This is a genomic window from Undibacterium sp. Ji50W, from assembly GCF_049340445.1.
In the GTDB taxonomy this organism is placed as follows: domain Bacteria; phylum Pseudomonadota; class Gammaproteobacteria; order Burkholderiales; family Burkholderiaceae_D; genus Undibacterium.
The window spans coordinates 170,461-189,871 of record NZ_JBMPOX010000003.1; the positions used below are offsets into that span (position 1 = coordinate 170,461).

The following is a 19,411-nucleotide window of genomic DNA, read 5'->3' on the forward strand; positions in this document are numbered from 1 at the left end:
CAGCTCGCAGTCCTCTAAATCGCCCAGGCGACCTGGCTTACGGTTCTCAACAGTGATATATCACCAAGTTCGGTATCCAGTTCTGCCGGCGGTTTTTGCAGTACCCGCCTTAATATGCTTTCTTCCAGTTCGGCAAACCTGGGGTTGCCGCGTGAACGTGGTCTGGGTAAATCGATCCTGCTGTCCAGGGTGATCTGACCATCTTCTATCAGGATCACACGGTCCGCCAGGGCTATCGCTTCCTGTACATCATGGGTCACCAGCACGGCAGTAAAACCGCGTTGTTGCCACAGGCTTTCAATCAGGTTCTGCATTTCTATGCGGGTCAGGGCATCCAGTGCACCCAAAGGTTCATCCAGCAATAGCAAGGCTGGTTCATGTACCAGGGCCCTTGCCAGCGCAACGCGCTGACGCTGGCCACCTGACAGGACAGATGGCCACTCATCAGCGCGCTCTGCCAGCGCGACTTTCTGCAAGGCCTGGCGGGCGGCGGACTGGTCGCTGCCAAGGCCAAGCGCCACGTTATCAATCACGGTTTTCCATGGCAGCAGGCGCGAATCCTGAAACATTACTCGGGTATCGGGTTTTTTACCGGGCTGCCCCTGGGCCTGATCTGCATTGAATTCCAGGCTGCCGCTATCGGCCTGTTCCAAACCGGCTATCAGGCGTAGCAGCGTGCTTTTGCCACAACCGCTGCGACCGATCACGGCCACGAATTCGCCGGCCTGTACTTGCAGGTTCAGTGATTTCAATACCTGCCGCCCCTGATAGGATTTTTGTATGACACGCAAGTCCAGCGAAGCCCCACGCCCGGCTTCGGCCTGGTCGTTGGCCGCGCTACCCCATTCGCCGGCAGCAGTGGTTTCCCAACCGCCATCCAGTTCTTCACGCAAGGCAGCAATTTCTGCCACGGCACTCAGTGGAAATTCAGGGAACCGATACATGTTCATGCCCTCCTTTGATAAGACGGATGCCAGCGCAGGCAATAATGTTCAAGCACCCGCGACAACACATCTGCCAGCTTGCCCAGCAAGGCATATAGCAATATTCCCACCAGCACCACATCGGTTTGTAAGAATTCACGCGCATTCATGGTCATGTAACCTATACCAGCCTGCGCCGAAATGGTTTCGGCAACAATCAGCAATACCCACACCAGGCCCAGTGAAAAGCGTACGCCTACCAGTATCGATGGCAATGCGCCTGGCAAGATCACATCGCGGTACAGAGCCCAGCCAGACAGGCCATAACTTTGCGCCATTTCTATCAAGCCTTTATCGACCGTACGGATGCCGTGGAAGGTATTCAGGTACACCGGGAAAAAGACGCCGACCGATACCAGGAACAGTTTCGCTGATTCATCAATGCCAAACCACAAGATCACCAGCGGGATCAGGGCCAGCGCCGGAATATTCCTGATCATTTGCAGCGTGGTATCAAGCAGGGTTTCAGCAAACCGGAAACTGCCAGTCAGCAAACCCAGCAACAAACCCAGCCCGCCACCAACAGCAAAGCCGGAAATCGCACGCCACAGGCTGGTTTTTGCGTGGATCCAGATTTCACCTGACACACCCAGAGTCCAGAAAGCCCGCGCCACAGCCAGCGGTTCAGGCAAAATACGGCTGGACAAATAACCCGTCTGGGCGGCAATCTGCCATACCAGTATCAGCGCCAGTGGCAGGGCCCAGGGTAATAATTTCCCTAACAGTTGCACACCAAGCTGACGCCATGCGATACCGCTGAATATTCCTTCAGGCACAGCGCCGCCACCCTGGCGTGGATGTCCCGGCAACTCGGCAAATTGCGCGACTTCGGTGATGATGGGACCCATATACGCTCCTAGCTTTGTGACACCTTGGGCACGATACCGTTTGCCATGACTTCGCCAAATGGCCCGGTCAGGCTGCTGGACACGTCAGGTACCTGTTTGCCTATCAATGGAAATACCAGTTCGGAAAAACGATACGACTCTTCCAGATGCGGATAACCAGAGAAGATGAAGGTGTCAATACCCAGCGCCGCATATTCCTTGATACGCGCAGCCACGGTTTCCGGGTCTCCCACCAAGGCCGTACCGGCGCCGCCACGCACCAGGCCAACACCGGCCCACAGGTTAGGCGATACTTCCAGCTTGTCGCGTTTGCCGCCGTGCAGGGCAACCATGCGTTGCTGCCCGACAGAATCCATCTTGGCGAAGGCTTTTTGCGCCCTGGCGATGACATCATCATCGACGTAACGGATCAGGTCTTCTGCCGCCTGCCAGGCTTCGTCATTGGTTTCGCGCACGATCACATGCAGGCGTATGCCAAAGCGCAAGGTACGGCCATACCTGGCGGCGCGGTCGCGCATATCGGCAATCTTGGCTGCCACTGCGGCCGGTGGCTCTCCCCAGGTCAGGTAGACATCAACCTGCTCAGCCGCCAGTTCATGCGCAGGTTCGGATGAGCCACCAAAATACAAAGGTGGATACGGTTTTTGCACAGGCGGGAACAAGGTCTTGGCCCCCTTGACCGTGATATGTCTGCCTTCAAAATCATAACCGGTATCACCACCTTCGCCAGCCAGGGAAGCGCGCCAGACGCGCAAGAATTCTTCCGTGATTTCATAGCGTTTTTCATGGTCGGCAAACAGGCCATCCGCTTCCAGTTCGCCCTGGTCACCGCCGGTGACGATATTGATCAGCAAGCGGCCTTTCGACAAACGATCAAAAGTCGACGCCATGCGTACTGCCAGACCCGGTGTAGTCAGGCCGGGGCGTATCGCTACCAAAAATTTCAATTTGGTGGTGGCGCTGATCAGACTGGATGCGACTACCCAGGCATCTTCGCAAGAACGTCCAGTCGGTAGCAATACACCATCATAGCCCTGGGTGTCAGCCGCCACGGCGATCTGGCGCAGGTATTCATAATTGATCTGGCGCGCCCCTTTGGTCGTGCCCAGATAACGGCTGTCGCCGTGAGTAGGAATAAACCAGAATATGTTCAAGCTCATCTTTCTTCCTTCCTTGTTCTTACTTATTCAATGCGACTTTGGCCGCAGGTGGCAGCCAGACTGCGTCCCTGACATTAACAGCCTTGGGTATCAATTTCTGCTGATAAAAATTGTCGGCAACGCGTTGTTGTTCATCGATAATGTTCTGCGTCAGGTAAACCACCGGTGAACGCGGCCTGCGTTCCAGAAAACTGGCAATAGTCGGCTTGTCCAGGCCAGTGCTGGCAGCGATAATGGCAACTGCTACATCCCGGTTTTTCTGCACGAAGCTGTCACTGCGCGTCAATTCTTCAAACAGCAGCTGTATCACTTTCGGATAGCGGTCGGCAAAGCTGCGCGACGACAGATAATGCGAAAGATTGTTGACCAGGCCCTTGCCGGTGGCCACCACCCTGACTGAGGTGTTTTGTTCTATCGCCGCCCAATACGGATCCCAGATGGCCCAGACATCCACACTGCCGCGCTCAAAGGCGGCCCGTGCATCAGCAGGTGCCAGATAGACCGGCGTAATATCCGCCCACTGCAAGCCAGCTTGCTGGATAGCACGCAAGACATGGTAGTGGGCACTGGAACCTTTCTGGAAGGCGATCTTTTTACCTTTCAGGTCAGCCAGTGTGCGTATCGGTGACTCTGGCTTGACCAGAATGGCACTGACACCCGGCTTGGCTGGTTCAGCGCCGACATACACCAGGTTGCTACCGGCAGATTGGGCAAAAATAGGTGGTGGCTCACCGGTGGTGGCGAAATCGATGCTGCCAACCGACAGCGCTTCCAGCATTTGCGGACCGGCAGTGAATTCAAACCAGCTGACTTTCACATCCTTCAATTGCTGTTCCAGCGCGTGCCTGTGTTTCAACAGTGTCAGGTTGACCGAGCTTTTCTGAAAACCGATGCGGATTTCTTTCGGCAGCTCACCGGCACCTGGTGCCGCCAAACCCAGCGCTGGCCACAGGATGAACAAGGTCGACGCCAGCAGAGCACGTCGTGACAATGAGAGCAGTGACAGCGGTGACAGCGGTGACATCATTACCCTCACAGCTTGACAGTGAATACTGCATCCCGGATATTGATACGCTTGGGTATCAATTTCAGGTCGGCAAAGGTGTCGGCAATATTCTGCTGCTCGCGTATCACCTGTTCGGTCAGTGGTTTGACGCCAAACCCGAAGCGCGCAGTGGACAATTCAACGATGCTGTTGTCCAGACCAATCTGGGTAGACAGTATGCTGCTGACTTCTTTGAGGTTTTTTGCACCCCATTCATCGACCTTCGCCAGTTCTTCCAGAACGATGCGCAAGACTTCGGGATTTTTTTGTGCATAAGCACGTGCCGCCAGATAAAACTGGTGATTGCTGACCGCGCCCTTGCCATCTACCAGTATCCTGGCACCAATCTGTTTTTCCGCTGCAGCCAAAAAAGGATCCCAGATGGCCCAGGCATCCACACTGCCGCGCTCAAAGGCAGCGCGCGCATCTGCCGGTGGCAAGAACACTGTTTCTACGTCCTTGTAATTGAGGCCCGCTTTTTCCAGCACCTTGACCAGCAGGTAATGCACATTCGATCCCTTGTTGAGAACGATTTTTTTGCCTTTGAGTTCTGCGGCTGATTTCAATGGAGAATTCTTGGGTACGATGATGGCTTCGCCGCCCGGTGCTGGCGGCTCGTTGCCGACATACAGCAAATCCGCACCTGCAGCCTGGGCAAAAATCGGCGGCGCTTCGCCGGTGGTACCGAAATCTATGCTGCCTACATTCAGGCCTTCCAGCAATTGCGGCCCGGCAGAAAACTCTGCCCATTTCACATCCACACCCAGGGCGGCCAGACGTTTGTCCAGCGCACCTGTGCCTTTCAGCAAAGTCAGCGTGCCATATTTTTGAAAACCTATGCGCAATGTACCTGGAACAGGCGCCTTGTTTTGCGCAAAGGCCTTGGGCAATACCACACCAAGGGCCATCGCCGACAGGGCAGACAGACGACTGAGAGTAAGACGCTTGGCATCGCGTTGCGTATGCTTTTCTGTGCTCATTGTATCGCTTGCAAACAGCTTCTTTTTATCGTCGCTCATACTTTACCTTCAATTTTGGGCAAGACTTCCCCCTGCCGACGTGCACGGCATATAAACAGGAGGACTGCAATTCGCAATTCAGTTATGCAGCTGGGTTTGCTGCCTTATTTTTTTTTAAATTTGTTACTGGTGTCGTGTATGTATTCAGCCTGCGTCAACAGGGCAAACCATTCAGGGCTGGACTTTGCACAGGCTGCGCGACCGGCTTGCTGCGTTGTAAAGACACCAGGCTTTCCAACAAGAGGTGGGTGCCATCCTGTACCCGTTTGGAGATCGCCTCATCCAGTTGCAGCCCCTGTCCATCGGTCCACACCACCTGGGTATCGGTCGCATAAATGCTGGGCAGGATATGGCGTGCAGACAGGGCAGCCAATACTGGCCGCAAACCATAATCCAGCGCCAGCATATGCGATTGGCTGCCGCCGGTTGCCACGGGCAAGACTATTTTTCCTTCCAGCCCGTCTTGCGGCAAGATATCCAGGAAACTTTTCAGCAAACCACTATAGGCAGCCTTGTAGATCGGTGTAGCAATCACGATCGCATCAGCTCTTGCCAGCAGGGTTTTGGCAGCCTGCAATTCTGGATCTGAAAAATCCGCATGCACTAAAGCTTGTGCCGGCAAATCCCGCACAGGCAGGCTGACAGTGCGCTGCCCCAGTTCATTCAGTCTTTCACCGATAAAATTCAGCAAGCGGGCCGACCTTGACGGTGAAGAAGGGCTTCCTGATAGCAGCAGTATGGTCATGATCGTGCTTTCTATAGCGTCCGCAGCAAATCTTATTTTTTGCCCGGTTGATAAATCTGGTCGAAGATACCGCCATCGGCAAAATGTTCTTTCTGTGCCTTGGTCCAACCGCCGAAGGTGTCATCGATCGTGAACAGTTTCACTTTCGGGAATTGCGCCGCATATTTTTTCGATGCTTTTTCTGTGGTCGGACGGTAGTAATGCTTGGCGATAGTGTCCTGGACTTCGTCGGTGTACAGGTAGTTCAGGTAAGCTTCTGCCACTTTGCGGGTACCGCGACGATCTACCACTTTATCCACCACGGCGACAGAAGGTTCTGCCAGGATACTGGTGGAAGGGGCAACGATTTCTACCTTGTCCGGACCCAGTTCCTTGATCGCCAGCAGGGCTTCGTTTTCCCATGCCAGCAAGACATCACCTATGCCACGTTCAACAAAGGTAGTAGTGGCACCACGTGCGCCAGAATCCAGTACTGGTACGTTTTTATACAGCTTGGACAAAAATTCCTTGGCTGTCGCTTCGCTGCCGCCCGGCAGTTTCAGGGCGTAACCCCAGGCTGCCAGATGGTTCCAGCGGGCACCGCCCGAGGTTTTTGGGTTAGGCGTGATGACGGCAACACCTGGTTTGACGATGTCAGCCCAATCCTTGATGCCTTTAGGATTACCTTTGCGTACCAAAAACACGATGGTGGAAGAATACGGTGACGCATTGTGCGGCAGGCGTTTTTGCCATGCCTTGTCGAGCAGGCCCTTCTCAGCCAGGGCATCAGTGTCATAGGCAAGTGCCAGCGTGACCACATCGGCATCCAGGCCATCAATCACCGCACGCGCCTGCTTGCCTGAACCGCCATGCGATTGCTTGATGGTGACGTTGTCACCGGTTTTTGCTTTCCATTGCTTGGCAAAAGCCTGGTTCACATCCTGATACAGCTCACGGGTAGGGTCATACGACACATTGAGCAGAGTCACGTCGGCCGCATGCACAGCAGCAGAAAAAGTACCGACAGTGGCAAGAGAAATTGCGAGGATTATTTTTTTGATAGTCATCTGTACGTCCTGAGGTGAAAATATTTTTATGAGGAATACAGAATAAAACGAGGCTATATAAATTAAAACGAAGTGTTTCGATGTTTTATATGCGATTTACGCATAAGCGAAAACCTTACTCCTCTCAAAATGAAAGACCAAAAGGCGCACCACAGAGGCACAGCAACAAAGAAGGGCACTGAGGAGTAATTCTGTGACGGTTGCCAATGAAGCTTACCGGCCATCTGTTATGCGCCCTTTTGCTTTTCCGGTGTCTCTTTATCAATAGAAAATACGATTACTGATTTGCCTATGAAATTGCATGGTTTTGATCTACATTTTTTCTAAATCTGCGCTAAGATGACATTATCTTTTTCAGGAGTTAACCATGCTGCGACGCACACCAATACAACTTGCTGTTTTTCTGGGTCTGATCAGTTGCTCCGTGGGCGCCTGGGCGGATACCGGGGATGCCTGCCCAGCCGTACTGAACCATAAATTCAAACGCCTGCAGGATGAAGCGACACAGGATCTTTGCCAGTACAAGGGCAAGGTCGCGCTGGTCGTGAACACTGCCAGTTATTGCGGCTTTACCAAGCAATATGAAGGGCTGGAGGCGATGTATGCCAAATACAGCGAACAAGGCCTGGTGGTATTAGGTTTCCCGTCAAATGATTTCGGCAAGCAGGAGCCAGGCAACGATCAGCAGATCGCTGATTTCTGCTTTAACACCTATGGCGTGAAGTTTCCGATGTTCACCAAAACCTCGGTCATGGGCAAGGATGTTAACCCCCTGCATGCGCAGTTGATCAAGGCCACGGGCACCACACCGAAATGGAATTTCTATAAATACCTGATCGACCGTAAGGGCAATGTCATTGCCGCCTATTCCAGCGTGACCACACCAGACGATAAAAAACTGGTGGCTGACGTAGAAAAAGCCCTGGCGCAATAATTAGCCAATCAGCTCATCAGCTCAATAATCAGCTAACACGCATTTCATCGCCATGGATGAAGTGCGCCTGGCAAGCCCCAGCATCAGCCGGGCAGATAGCCCAGTTGATGCGAGACGCGGCTGGCACTCTCACGCAGGGCCAGCGCCAGTTCCCCCTTCCAGTCTGCATCAAAACTGCCTTTCGTGCCGGTTGCCGTCATCACCAGACTAAGTGCGCCGGTATGGTCAAACACGGGGGCACTCAGGGCATTGATGCCAGGGATAGGCAAACCCTGGGCGCGCGCCAGACCTTGCTGGCGCACTTCTGTTAGCACACCGGCAATATCCTGACTATTCAGTTGTACGCCAGCCTGCCCGATCACCAGTTCATCCTGCATTTCCCTGGCAATCACTTTATCTACCAATGTCACTGGCAGGTAGGCAGAAAACACCAGGCCGGTAGCCGTACCCAGCATAGACATGACCGTCCCCGCATGCATGTTGACATGGATCGGGCGGCTGGATTCTGCAATATAAATCACGGTAGGCCCATGACTGCCCCAGACTGCCAGCGCCACCGTCTGGTCTATGCTGGCCGCCAGGCGCGTGGCTTCGGGTATCGCCAGCTTGACCGGCGACATCTGCTGCAGGCTGACCAAACCCATTTGCAGGGCGAAAGGACCGAGTTGGTAAGCGCCCGTCGCCCCATCCTGCTGTATCAGACCCAATTTACCGAAGCTGACCAGATAGGCATGCGCCTTGGAGGCAGGCATGCCACTTTCACGCGCCAGATCACCTAATGACATGGCACGGCAAGAACTGACCAGGGCGTTCAACAGCAGGCCACCAACCTCGATGGCACCGATACCACGTCTTTCCTTGTTTTTTTCTGTCATCTCAGCCTCTGATTGCCCTGAATTGTGCACGAATTGCGTCCGAATGAATTTTACTATTAACAAACGCATTTACAAATAACGAATTAATGCTTATTCTTGTTTTAGTTAAATTGCTCAATTGTTGAGCAAATCTAAAATTGAAGACAAGGATGTTGTCATGACGACCAAGCAATTTGCCTCCCACGCCGATCTGGAAGAAAAGAAAGTCAGCTTCCAGCAACTGTCCGAACATGCCTATGCCTACACCGCAGAAGGCGACCCAAATACCGGCATCATTATCGGCGACGATGCCGTCATGGTCATTGATACCCAGGCCACCCCCATCATGGCGCAGGATGTGGTGCGACGCATACGTGAAGTCACCGACAAGCCCATCAAATATGTGGTGATGTCGCACTACCATGCGGTACGGGTGCTGGGTGCCAGCGGCTATGTAGCCGAAGGTCTTGAGCATATCATCGCCAGCCGCGATACCTATGATCTGATCGTTGAACGGGGCGAAGCCGACATGAAGAGTGAGATAGGGCGCTTCCCGCGCCTGTTCCGCGCGGTGGAAAGCGTGCCCGGCCTGACCTGGCCAACAATTACCTTCAAGGGTGAAATGTCGCTCTGGCTGGGCAAGCTGGAAGTGAAGATCATGCAGGTAGGGCGCGGCCATACCAAGGGCGACACCATTGTCTGGCTGCCGCAAGAAAAAGTCTTGTTCTCTGGCGATCTGGTCGAATTTGGCGCGACACCGTATGCTGGCGATGCCTATTATTCAGACTGGCCGCAAACCCTGAGCAATCTGGAAGCCATGCGGGCCAATAAACTAGTACCGGGTCGCGGTGCGGCCCTGACCTCGCCCGAACTGGTGGCAGCAGGCCTGAGTGAAACACATTCTTTTATCAGCGACCTGTTTGCCAGCGTCAAGGCAGGGCAGCAACAGCAGCATGACCTGAATACCATCTACAAAAACACCTATGCGTCACTGAAACCCAAGTACGGTCACTGGGTGATTTTTGATCACTGCCTGCCGTTTGATGTGACACGGGCGTTTGACGAGGCCTCGGGGCACGTTGATCCGCGCGTGTGGACGGCAGAAAGGGATGTGGAGATGTGGAAGAGTCTGGAAAGCTAGAAGACCTCTCAGCATAGAGACGCGGAACAACAGATAAAAGCAATGAGAAACTTACCTTCCCATTGCAAAAATTTGTAAGTCTCTGCTTGAAAAGCACCTATCATAAAAGATGCAAGAGGAGGCCCATTTTGCTTGGCACTTATCAATATCAAAAATTTCCTTATCGCACCCCGCCTGAGTTGCAGACGGGGGGCATTCCGCGTCGTCAGGTCATCATCGTTGGTGCCGGGCCAGTGGGATTGGCGGCGGCGATTGATTGCAAGTTGCAGGGGCTGGATGTGCTGGTGCTGGATGATGACGATACGGTGTCAGTCGGTTCTCGGGGCCTGTGTTATGCCAAGCGCACGCTGGAAATACTCGACCGGCTGGGAGTAGCGGACGCCGTCCGCAATAAAGGCGTGGAATGGAATGTAGGACGCACCTTCTTTCGCGAGGATGAAGTATTCAATTTCAACCTGTTGCCGGCAGCAGATCACAAGCACCCGGGCATGGTTAATTTGCAGCAATATTATCTGGAAGAATTTCTGGTGCAACGGGCAACAGAACTAGGTGTGGAATTGCGCTGGAAAAATCGCGTGACTGCGGTGGAACAGGCACCGCAATTTGCTACCCTGCACATTGAAACAGCCGACGGCAATTATGCCTTGCAAGCTGCCTGGCTGGTCGCCTGCGATGGCGCACGCAGCCCCATACGTCAGATGCTTGGGCTGGAAGTCGAAGGCAAAGTCTTCATGGACCGCTTCCTGATTGCCGATGTGCTCATGAAGGCAGATTTTCCGGCGGAACGCTGGTTCTGGTTCGATCCACCGTTTCACCCCAATCAATCGGTGCTGTTACATCGTGAAGCCGACCATGTCTGGCGCATCGATTTTCAACTGGGTTGGGATGCCGACCCGGTGGAAGAACGCAAGCCGGAAAACGTCATCCCACGGATCAAGGCCATGCTGGGTGACGACAGGGAATTTGAACTCGAATGGGTCAGCGTCTACACCTTCCAGTGCCGGCGCATGGAAAAGTTCCGCCATGGGCGCGTGCTGTTTGCCGGCGATGCAGCGCATCAGGTATCCCCCTTTGGCGCACGCGGTGCCAATTCTGGCATACAGGATGCCGACAACCTGGTCTGGAAATTGAAACTGGTCATCAATGGTGCTGCCCCGGAAAATTTACTCGACAGCTATTCGGAAGAGCGAGTCTTTGCCGCCGATGAAAATCTTTTGAATTCCACCCGCTCCACCGATTTCATCACGCCCAAAAGTACCGTCAGCAAATGCTTTCGCAATGCCGTGCTGGAATTGGCACAAGCACATGCGTTTGCCCGCAAGCTGGTCAATTCCGGCCGGCTGTCGGTACCCAGCATACTGAAAACATCCAGCTTGAATACGGCAGACAGCGCGGTCTTTGCAGCCCAGTTACAGCTTGGTGCCGCTGCCGAGGATGGGCCGGTAGCTTGTCAGGGCACCCCAAGCTATCTGCTTGAATTGTTGCAACATTATTTTTATGGGCTATATTTTTGTGCCGATGCCAGCAAAATTCCCGCTGAAACACTGGCCGGATTTGCAGCACTGAAAAAACTGCGCATACCAGTGCACACTCTCATCATCAGCGCTACACCGGCAAAGCGCGGTGATTATCAGATACTGCATGACGTCAAGGGTGTCCTGGCCGAACGCTATGACGCGCGTCTGGCTGAGCATGCGAGCTATTACCTGCTGCGGCCCGACCAGCATCTGGCGGCGCGCTGGCGTCAGTTTGAACTGGAAAACGTGCTTGCCGCACTAGGGCGTGCCACCTCATCCATGGAAGGACATGGCCATGCCATTGCAATTACAGCCTAATTTTCATTATGCCGACCCCAACAAACAACGGGGCTTGCGCGACCATGTCGCTGGTGATGATTTTTACCAGATGCTGATTGATGCCCACAGGGATCTGAGTGAAGAAGACAGTAGCAAGCTGAACGCCAAACTGATCTTGCTGCTGGCAAATCATATCGGCGAGCTGGATACCCTGGCGCAAGCCCTGCGTCTGGCCGCAGACAAGCAAGCCTAAGCCTTTCTGGCCTGCTCGGACAAAAAACCACCGATAGTCGCATGGACCATGGCGTCCACAATCTGTGCATGCGTCAGGCGCTTGTCGCGCACCAGAAATTCCATGGTCGGATCACAGGCGCGTGAATACAGGGTGTAGACCAATACATCATCCGGCACCAGCGGCGTGAGCGCGCCCTGCTCCCTGGCTTGCGCCACCAGGGCATAAAAACGCTTATTGACGCGCAAGGCCACCATCACATAATCCAGATTCAGCATCAGGCTGCGCTGCAAGGCCAGGCTGGTTGACGGCAAATGTGGCACGCCGCCTTGCAGCCGCAAGCGCAAAGACCAGGCCAGGATATGCCTGATCTTGTCTATTGCAGGCAGGGCTGCCTCCAAGGTATCCAGTTCAGCCTGGGTAGCCTTCAAGAGCCGGGTCATGGCTGCCCCCGCCAATTTTTCCTTGGAAGAAAAATGCTTGTACAGGCTTCCCTTCGCTATGCCAACCGCATCTGCCACGTCATCCATGGTCATCAAGTCATAGCCTTTTTCTGACAAAAGGTGATTGACCGCATCAATGATGGCTTCTTCACGCGCATCAAACTGTTGTTTTTTAAAAGGAATTCTGATTTCCATTATTTTTTCTGCACAAGTAAAAACTTTGTAGTATATTTTGTGACTTATCAGTCACGTTTTGAAATTCATAGTCATATTTTAGCGCAATAAGCAATTTCTGCACGGGTTTCGCCATTTAATTATTCACAGACCAGTGAATCCGAAAGTAAAAATTGTGCGTATGTATTGATATGAATCGGTAGCAAGCTTGTATCTGGTGTGCATTTTGCAATTCAATTTACTATCAAGCCAGATGATTGATGTGCTGCTTTGTTGCTCTGCTGCTCTGCTGCTCTGCTGCTCTGCCAATTAATTAATCCATTGATATCTTTATAGCTCTTATACACATATGAAAATCGCCGTCATCGGTTCCGGCATCTCCGGTCTGTCTTGTGCGCATGAACTGTCCAATGCTGGCCATGAGGTAAGCCTGTTTGAGGCAAATGACTATTTTGGTGGCCATACGCATACGGTGGATGTCACGCTGGAAGGCCAGACATATGGCGTCGATACCGGCTTTCTGGTGTTTAACCACAAGACTTACCCGAATCTGGTCAAGCTGTTTGCCAAGCTGCAGATAGAAACGGTGGCAACCGATATGTCTTTTTCGGTAAAGATGCCATTCCAGTCCACCACCGGCAATCCTGGCAGCGGCCGTACGCTGGAATGGGCCGGTGCCAATCTCGACACCGTATTTGCCCAACGCAGCAATCTGTTGCGTCCGGCATTTTTACGCATGTTGCGCGACATCCTGCGCTTCAACAAACAAACGACGGCACTGGCCAAGGCACCGGGACAAAAAGATTTTCAATTGCCACTGGGCGAATTCCTCGACCAGCATGCTTACAGCCAGGAATTCCGTCGCTGGTATTTATTGCCCATGGCAGCCTGCATCTGGTCTTGCCCAACAGCGACCATGATGGCGTTTCCCTTGTCATCATTTGTCAATTTCTGCCATAACCATGGCTTGCTGCAAGTGAATGACAGGCCACAATGGCAAACGGTAAAGGGTGGTGCCAGGCAGTACGTGGACAAAATCCTGCCGCTGATTGCACATACCTATCTGAATACGCCAGTACAGGCTGTGCGGGAAAAAGCACATGGCGTGATTGAAGTCAAAACAGCCAGCGGCGCGCAGAATTTCTCGCATGTCGTGATTGCCAGTCATAGCGACCAAAGCCTGAACCTGCTGGCCGATGCCAACCTGGCCGAACGCCAGATTCTGTCTGGCGTGACTTACCAGCCGAATCGCGCTGTACTGCACACCGACGCCAGCTTTTTACCCGAAAACAAAAAAGCCTGGTCAGCCTGGAATTATCAAAGTGAAAGCGGCGAAGAAGCCAGGGTTTGCGTGCATTACCTGATCAATCAGTTGCAACCGCTACCGTTCAAGACGCCCGTCATCGTCACCCTGAATCCGATACAGGAGCCGGCACCGGCCACCGTCATCGCCAGCTTTGATTATGCCCATCCGGTATTCGATGCAGGCGCAGTCAGAGTACAAAGCCAGCTAAAAAATATCCAGGGCAAGAGGAATATCTGGTTTGCCGGTGCCTGGACTGGCTATGGCTTCCACGAAGATGGCCTGAAATCCGGCCTGCGCGTGGCCGAGTGCCTGTTGGCGCAAGTGGAAGCAGCACAAGAATTACGCATACGTGCGGCATGACACCATGACGACTTCTGCCACAAACACAGGTCAACACCCACATGCAGTGTTATGCACGGGTGAAGTCATGCACGTACGCACGCGCCCGGCAAAAAATGCTTTCCGCTATGGCGTATTTTTCATCCGCCTGCCATTGCGTGCTGTGGCCAGTGGCAAACCGGTCTGCCAATCCCGCCTGTTTTCCCTCAACCGTTTCAATCTGCTGTCCTTTCACGAGCATGATCACGGTGATGGCCAGCAAGCGCTGGCAACATGGCTGGATCAATTGCTGAAGGCCGAGGGCATACATGATGCAGATGGCGAACTCTGGCTTCAGTGCTTTCCGCGTGTGCTGGGGTATGTGTTCAATCCGGTTTCTTTCTGGTTCTGTCATCGTGCCGATGGCAAGCTGCGGGCCATAGTCTGTGAAGTACGCAATACATTTGGTGAAAAACATCTGTATCTGCTGGAAAACGGCGATAGCCTGGCCAACGGTGAAGAATTGCGCGCGAAGAAAATCTTCCACGTATCCCCCTTCTGTAAAGTCGAGGGTAGCTATCGTTTCCGCTTCATGCAGGGCGGGCAAAAAATCGGCGTCACCGCGCCCAGTCAACAAACTGAGCAAGCTGAACAAACTCAACAAACTGAACAGGCCAAACAGGCTGGACAAACGGTGCCCATCAAAAAACATCTGGCACGCATAGATTATGACGATGCCGATGGTCCCCTGTTACTGACCAGCATTACTGGTGTTGAAAGAGATTTCACAGACTGGCGGATCGTACAGGTCCTGCTGCGTTATCCCTTCATGACCCTGGGCGTCGTGTTGCGCATCCATTTGCAGGCACTGCGTCTGTGGATCAGGCGCGTACCGTTTATTTCCAAACCAATTCCACCTACTGAAGAGCTAAGTCGATGAGCAGCCTACAACCCACTTTTTCGTCCGGCACATCCAGCAACAGCCATGCTTCCCATACAGGGCTGAGCAATCATCACGCGCCTATGAGTGAACTGAACAGCAAACATTTTCCGGCTGAAGCCAAGTTCGTGCTCAGCCTGCTGAACAGACTGGAACATGGTTGCCTGACCATACAGTTTCCAGACGGGCAAACCGCCAGCTTTGGACGTGCCTTTGATGGCCGTCAGCACGTCAGCCTGCATCTGAAAGACTGGCAGTTATATCGCTCGGTGCTGAAATCCGGCGATATCGGTTTTGCCGAGAGTTATATTGCCGGTCACTGGACGACCAGCAGCCTTGCTGGCCTGATAGAACTGATCTCGCACAATCGCGCGCAACTGGAATCGGTGATTTATGGTAGCTGGTGGGGTAACCTGCTTTATCGCATCAAGCATTTGCTGAATCGCAATTCACGTGCCGGCAGCAAAAAAAACATTCATGCCCACTATGACATCGGCAACGACTTCTACCAATTGTGGCTGGACCCATCGATGACGTATTCCAGCGCCCTGTTCGCTGGTGACCAGACGGAAAATCTGGAGCAAGCACAACAGTCAAAGTATCGCCGCATCCTTGAACAATTGGCTTTGCCGCCACAGGCCAAGGTATTGGAAATCGGTTGTGGCTGGGGTGGTTTTGCCGAGATGGCGATACGCGATGGTGCCGCCCACGTGACCGGACTGACACTGTCAAGCGAGCAATTACATTATGCCCATGAACGTCTGCACAAGGCCGGCCTGCACGCACAAAGTGATTTGAAGATTCAAGATTATCGCGATGCCGATGGCAGCTATGACGGCATTGCCTCGATAGAAATGTTTGAAGCCGTCGGTGAAGCCTATTGGCACGGGTATTTTGAATGCCTGCAACGCAATTTGAAACAGGGTGGTCGTGCCTGTGTGCAAAGCATTGTCATTGCAGATGATTTGTTTGAACGCTATCGCAAGGGCACGGATTTCATTCAGCAATATATTTTTCCTGGCGGTATGCTGCCTTCGGTAGAAAAATTCCATGCAATGGCCAACGAATACGGCATGGAAGTCGTCGATACCTTCCATTTCGGCCCGGACTATGCACGCACCTTGCAGATATGGCGACATAACTTCATGGAAAAACTGCCACAGGTCAAGGCACAGGGGTTTGACGATGCATTCTTGCGCACCTGGGAATTTTACCTGGCTTATTGCGAAGCAGGTTTCACTGCTGGCAGCATTAATGTCAGCCAATTCACGCTAAGGAAAAAATGAGTACCCGGACCGACAGGCAAGCCTTGACTGCATTGCGCTACCTGGTGGCAGTCATACTGTTGATGCTGTCCTGTGGACTGCTGCTTGCCAGCGCCCAAACCACAGTTGCCGTGCCGCCCCACATACGCGAGGAAATACCGCAGGCAAGCCTGCAAGGCAGTGGCAGTTTTCGCTGGTTTGGCCTGCACATCTATGATGCCAGCCTGTGGAGTACCACAGAAGGCTATAAGCCGGACAGCGAAAAACCGCAACGCTTTGCATTGGACCTTGAATATGCCCGCAGGCTGTACGGTAGCAAGATTGCTGATGCCAGCATCGATGAAATTGAAAAACTGAAGCTGGGTACAGCAGAAAAGCGGCAACGCTGGCTGGCGCAGATGAAAGCCCTGTTTCCCGATGTGAAACAAGGTACGCATATCACCGGCATCCATATACCAAACGAGGCCGCACGCTTTTATCTGAATGGAAAACTGCTGGGTGAAATCAAGGACGCCGAATTTGCGCATGCCTTCTTTGCCATCTGGCTGGACAAGAAAAGCTCGGCACCCAGCTTGCGCAGCAAGTTGCTGGGAACTAAAGCAGAAACGAACTGAAGTTTTCCTTACCCCAATAACCCAATCCGCATGGTGTTTGATAAAGACTATGCCAAGGATCATCATGAAACCGCCGTCGCTGAGTCAATACCTGCTGCGTCAACACCTGCTGTACCGACGTCTGCTAGCTTGTAGTCTGCTTGTTATGTTGGCGTCTTGCGCCAGCTCGTATGAGCCGGCGCGCTATGTGAATGAAAAACCAGCGCTGGATTTGCAGACCTATTTCAATGGCAAGCTGGATGCCTGGGGCATGTTCCAGGACAGGTCTGGTGCCATCGTCAAACGCTTTACCGTGGCCATGACATGTCAATGGACAGGTGACATCGGTACCCTGAATGAAGACTTCAGCTATTCAGATGGCAGCAAGCAGAGACGCATCTGGACACTGAAAAAGCTGGGGCCTGATCGCTTCAGCGGTACCGCTGCCGATGTGGTTGGCGAAGCACAGGGTGTGGTATCAGGTAATACCCTGCACTGGAATTATGTATTGGCATTGCCTGTCGATGGCAGTGTGTACAACGTCGATTTTGACGACACCATGGTATTGATGGATGAACAGGTTATGCTGAACCGCGCCATCATGCGCAAGTTTGGCGTCGAACTGGGCAGCGTGACCTTGTCGTTCACCAAACGCAACAACAAGCTGCCATGAACCCGAAAATCAGCACCTGGCATGACAAGCGCGTCTGGATTATTGGTGCCTCCAGTGGGATAGGTGAAGAAACCGCGCGGCAATTGCTGACGCTGGGGGCACACGTTACCGTCTCTGCCAGAAACCAGATGCAACTGGAACGCATCGCCCTGACTTATACGCATGCCTATGCGAGTGCCCTGGATATTACAGACCATGCCAGCATCGCCCGCAGCCATGCGCAATTGATGCAACGCTGGGGTAAAATCGACCTGGTGCTGATCGTGGCCGGTGCCTACAATGAAATGCGGGCAGACAGCTTTGACCTGGTAGCAGCAGAACGCCTGATCAATATCAATTTGCGTGGTATCTACCAATGTCTGGATGTGGTGTTGCCAAGTTTGCTGAAACAGGGGCATGGCGCGATTGGCATAGTCGGATCTGTCGCCGGTTTGTCCGGCTTGCCCAAGGCACTGGTGTATGGCCCGACCAAGGCAGCGATCATCAATCTGTGCGAATCGCTGTACCTGGATTTACGGCCAAAAAACATAGGCGTGTATATGATCAACCCCGGCTTCGTGGAAACGCCTTTAACCGCAGGCAATGACTTCAAGATGCCAGCGCTGATGACAGCCCCAGCCGCCGCCCAGGCTTTGATCAGGGGGCTGGTACGCGGTGATTTTCACATCCACTTCCCGCACCGTTTCACAAACTGGTTACGTCTGGCACGCCTGCTACCCTACCGCAGTTATTTTTATCTGGTTCACAAATTCACAGGTTTATAAATGAATGTACAGCCTTTTGTTGGCAACTTATCGGGCAACTCAGTTGACAACTCAACTGGCAACCCGGCTGGTCATCTTGATCACCGCGCCAGCCTGCAAAAACTGATCCGCTTTTTTGAAAGCGTGTCACTCGAAGCTTGCCAGGATTTATCTGCAGTGTACACGGAAGACGCTTACTTCAAAGATCCCTTCAATGAATTGCGTGGCATTGCTGCCATCAATCATGTGTTCCAGCATATGTTTGAACAGGTGCTTGATCCCAGCTTTCGCATCACGTCCAGCGTATTGGAAGGTGACAGCGCCTTCCTGTGCTGGGACTTTTTGTTCACCATGAAGCATTTCCACACCCATCAGCAATGCATACGCGGCACTACCCATATCCGCTTTGACGTTGATGGCCGGGTCAGTTTTCATCGCGATTACTGGGACGTGGCAGAAGAACTGTATGAAAAGCTGCCACTACTGGGCAGCCTTATGCGCGTACTGAAATGGATAGCACGTAAATAATAGGGCTTACTCTGTTCCGATCAGGACGTGTTGCGCTAAATCGCAGCCTTGTAGGCTGGCAGATATCTTGCCAGCCTGGCACCCATCTCTTGCCCCAGTGCCTGCAAGCCGCTCATGGGTCTGATCATGACTTCAAAGTCGACGATTTTTCCTGCCTCATCAAAGCGTATCATGTCTATGCCTTTCAATTGCTTGTCACCGACCGTTGCACTGAATTCCAGCACGACATTCAAGCCATCATCAGACACCAGTTCACGGTGATAAGCAAAGTTTTCAAATACCTTGCTGACGGTACTTAAAATCAGCACGACTGCCTGTGAAGATGCATACGGCTGATGCGCCATGGGTGAACGAAACACGGCGTCGGGATGAACTATCCCCGGCAAACCAGACAGATCACCACTGGCGATCATCTGATGCCAGGTCTGTAAAGAAGCTGCAACACTATCAGGCAGATTTTTCATGATGTCTCTTTATGATGTACGACGGAAAAAAAGCAAGACCATTAACCACAGAGGCACAGAGAAAAGCAAAGAGAAAAGAAGAATCGATTCTATGCATGGAGGGCTCATCAGAACCCTTTCTCTGCTTTTCTCCGCGCTATTCTCTGTGCTTTTCTCTGTGT

The 19,411-nt window shown here is 52.8% G+C and carries 21 protein-coding genes; 11 read left to right on the plus strand and 10 right to left on the minus strand.

Annotated elements, in window-relative coordinates:
• Nucleotides 1–14: 14 nt before the first annotated feature.
• The 7 genes from ACO0K9_RS07750 to ACO0K9_RS07780 all read right to left on the minus strand — a co-directional run bounded on the left by ACO0K9_RS07750 (nt 15) and on the right by ACO0K9_RS07780 (nt 6,846).
• Nucleotides 15–950, minus strand: coding sequence for an ATP-binding cassette domain-containing protein (locus ACO0K9_RS07750; protein ID WP_422983478.1), 936 nt, complete (start codon nt 948–950; stop codon nt 15–17).
• Entirely contained in the window at nt 947–1,831 is an 885-nt protein-coding gene (gene ssuC, locus ACO0K9_RS07755) for an aliphatic sulfonate ABC transporter permease SsuC (protein ID WP_422983480.1), read from the minus strand. Before ssuC ends, ACO0K9_RS07750 begins: the two co-directional genes overlap by 4 nt.
• An 8-nt stretch (nt 1,832–1,839) precedes the next feature.
• A complete protein-coding gene (gene ssuD / locus ACO0K9_RS07760; protein WP_422983809.1) occupies nt 1,840–2,985 on the minus strand; it encodes an FMNH2-dependent alkanesulfonate monooxygenase in 1,146 nt (381 codons plus the stop codon).
• 25 nt (nt 2,986–3,010) lie between these two features.
• The gene (locus ACO0K9_RS07765; protein WP_422983482.1) at nt 3,011–4,018 is read right to left on the minus strand and encodes a sulfonate ABC transporter substrate-binding protein; all 1,008 of its coding nucleotides are present in this window, start codon (nt 4,016–4,018) and stop codon (nt 3,011–3,013) included.
• Between the two features lie 5 nt (nt 4,019–4,023).
• Complete coding sequence (locus ACO0K9_RS07770) at nt 4,024–5,016, minus strand: sulfonate ABC transporter substrate-binding protein (RefSeq protein WP_422983811.1); 993 nt, start codon at nt 5,014–5,016, stop codon at nt 4,024–4,026.
• A gap of 193 nt (nt 5,017–5,209) precedes the next feature.
• Complete coding sequence (ssuE, locus tag ACO0K9_RS07775) at nt 5,210–5,800, minus strand: NADPH-dependent FMN reductase (protein WP_422983484.1); 591 nt, start codon at nt 5,798–5,800, stop codon at nt 5,210–5,212.
• Nucleotides 5,801–5,832: 32 nt separating this feature from the next.
• Nucleotides 5,833–6,846 carry a sulfate ABC transporter substrate-binding protein gene (locus tag ACO0K9_RS07780; protein WP_422983486.1) on the minus strand — a complete coding sequence of 338 codons (1,014 nt, stop codon included), beginning with the start codon at nt 6,844–6,846 and terminating at the stop codon, nt 5,833–5,835.
• A 367-nt stretch (nt 6,847–7,213) separates the two neighbouring features.
• On the opposite strand from ACO0K9_RS07780, the gene ACO0K9_RS07785 reads away from it, so the two are divergent.
• Entirely contained in the window at nt 7,214–7,780 is a 567-nt protein-coding gene (locus tag ACO0K9_RS07785) for a glutathione peroxidase (protein WP_422983488.1), read from the plus strand.
• An 83-nt stretch (nt 7,781–7,863) separates the two neighbouring features.
• Here ACO0K9_RS07785 and ACO0K9_RS07790 read toward each other — a convergent pair whose 3' ends face one another.
• A complete protein-coding gene (locus ACO0K9_RS07790) occupies nt 7,864–8,655 on the minus strand; it encodes an IclR family transcriptional regulator (protein ID WP_422983490.1) in 792 nt (263 codons plus the stop codon).
• 157 nt (nt 8,656–8,812) lie between these two features.
• On the opposite strand from ACO0K9_RS07790, the gene ACO0K9_RS07795 reads away from it, so the two are divergent.
• From ACO0K9_RS07795 to ACO0K9_RS07805, 3 genes are all read left to right on the plus strand, one after another.
• Entirely contained in the window at nt 8,813–9,775 is a 963-nt protein-coding gene (locus ACO0K9_RS07795; RefSeq protein WP_422983492.1) for an MBL fold metallo-hydrolase, read from the plus strand.
• A 128-nt stretch (nt 9,776–9,903) separates the two neighbouring features.
• On the plus strand, nt 9,904–11,610 hold the full coding sequence (locus ACO0K9_RS07800; protein WP_422983494.1) for an FAD-dependent oxidoreductase: 1,707 nt from the start codon (nt 9,904–9,906) through the stop codon (nt 11,608–11,610).
• Complete coding sequence (locus ACO0K9_RS07805) at nt 11,588–11,824, plus strand: DUF2783 domain-containing protein (protein ID WP_422983496.1); 237 nt, start codon at nt 11,588–11,590, stop codon at nt 11,822–11,824. The genes ACO0K9_RS07800 and ACO0K9_RS07805 overlap by 23 nt, the downstream gene beginning before the upstream one ends.
• Here ACO0K9_RS07805 and ACO0K9_RS07810 read toward each other — a convergent pair.
• On the minus strand, nt 11,821–12,441 hold the full coding sequence (locus ACO0K9_RS07810; RefSeq protein ID WP_422983498.1) for a TetR/AcrR family transcriptional regulator: 621 nt from the start codon (nt 12,439–12,441) through the stop codon (nt 11,821–11,823). The two genes, ACO0K9_RS07805 and ACO0K9_RS07810, sit on opposite strands and share 4 nt — an antisense overlap.
• 328 nt (nt 12,442–12,769) lie before the next feature.
• On the opposite strand from ACO0K9_RS07810, the gene ACO0K9_RS07815 reads away from it, so the two are divergent.
• The 7 genes from ACO0K9_RS07815 to ACO0K9_RS07845 all read left to right on the plus strand — a co-directional run bounded on the left by ACO0K9_RS07815 (nt 12,770) and on the right by ACO0K9_RS07845 (nt 18,786).
• Nucleotides 12,770–14,086 carry an NAD(P)/FAD-dependent oxidoreductase gene (locus ACO0K9_RS07815; protein ID WP_422983500.1) on the plus strand — a complete coding sequence of 439 codons (1,317 nt, stop codon included), beginning with the start codon at nt 12,770–12,772 and terminating at the stop codon, nt 14,084–14,086.
• Nucleotides 14,087–14,090: 4 nt separating this feature from the next.
• Nucleotides 14,091–14,984 carry a DUF1365 domain-containing protein gene (locus ACO0K9_RS07820; RefSeq protein ID WP_422983502.1) on the plus strand — a complete coding sequence of 298 codons (894 nt, stop codon included), beginning with the start codon at nt 14,091–14,093 and terminating at the stop codon, nt 14,982–14,984.
• Entirely contained in the window at nt 14,981–16,270 is a 1,290-nt protein-coding gene (locus ACO0K9_RS07825) for a class I SAM-dependent methyltransferase (protein WP_422983504.1), read from the plus strand. The genes ACO0K9_RS07820 and ACO0K9_RS07825 overlap by 4 nt, the downstream gene beginning before the upstream one ends.
• The gene (locus ACO0K9_RS07830; RefSeq protein WP_422983506.1) at nt 16,267–16,863 is read left to right on the plus strand and encodes a chalcone isomerase family protein; all 597 of its coding nucleotides are present in this window, start codon (nt 16,267–16,269) and stop codon (nt 16,861–16,863) included. The genes ACO0K9_RS07825 and ACO0K9_RS07830 overlap by 4 nt, the downstream gene beginning before the upstream one ends.
• A gap of 64 nt (nt 16,864–16,927) precedes the next feature.
• The gene (locus ACO0K9_RS07835; RefSeq protein ID WP_422983508.1) at nt 16,928–17,515 is read left to right on the plus strand and encodes a DUF3833 domain-containing protein; all 588 of its coding nucleotides are present in this window, start codon (nt 16,928–16,930) and stop codon (nt 17,513–17,515) included.
• A complete protein-coding gene (locus ACO0K9_RS07840; protein ID WP_422983510.1) occupies nt 17,512–18,279 on the plus strand; it encodes an SDR family NAD(P)-dependent oxidoreductase in 768 nt (255 codons plus the stop codon). Before ACO0K9_RS07835 ends, ACO0K9_RS07840 begins: the two co-directional genes overlap by 4 nt.
• A complete protein-coding gene (locus tag ACO0K9_RS07845; RefSeq protein WP_422983512.1) occupies nt 18,280–18,786 on the plus strand; it encodes a nuclear transport factor 2 family protein in 507 nt (168 codons plus the stop codon). It abuts the gene before it with no gap.
• A 35-nt stretch (nt 18,787–18,821) separates the two neighbouring features.
• On the opposite strand, the gene ACO0K9_RS07850 is transcribed toward ACO0K9_RS07845, so the two are convergent.
• A complete protein-coding gene (locus ACO0K9_RS07850; RefSeq protein WP_422983514.1) occupies nt 18,822–19,250 on the minus strand; it encodes a nuclear transport factor 2 family protein in 429 nt (142 codons plus the stop codon).
• Between the last annotated feature and the right edge of the window lie 161 nt (nt 19,251–19,411).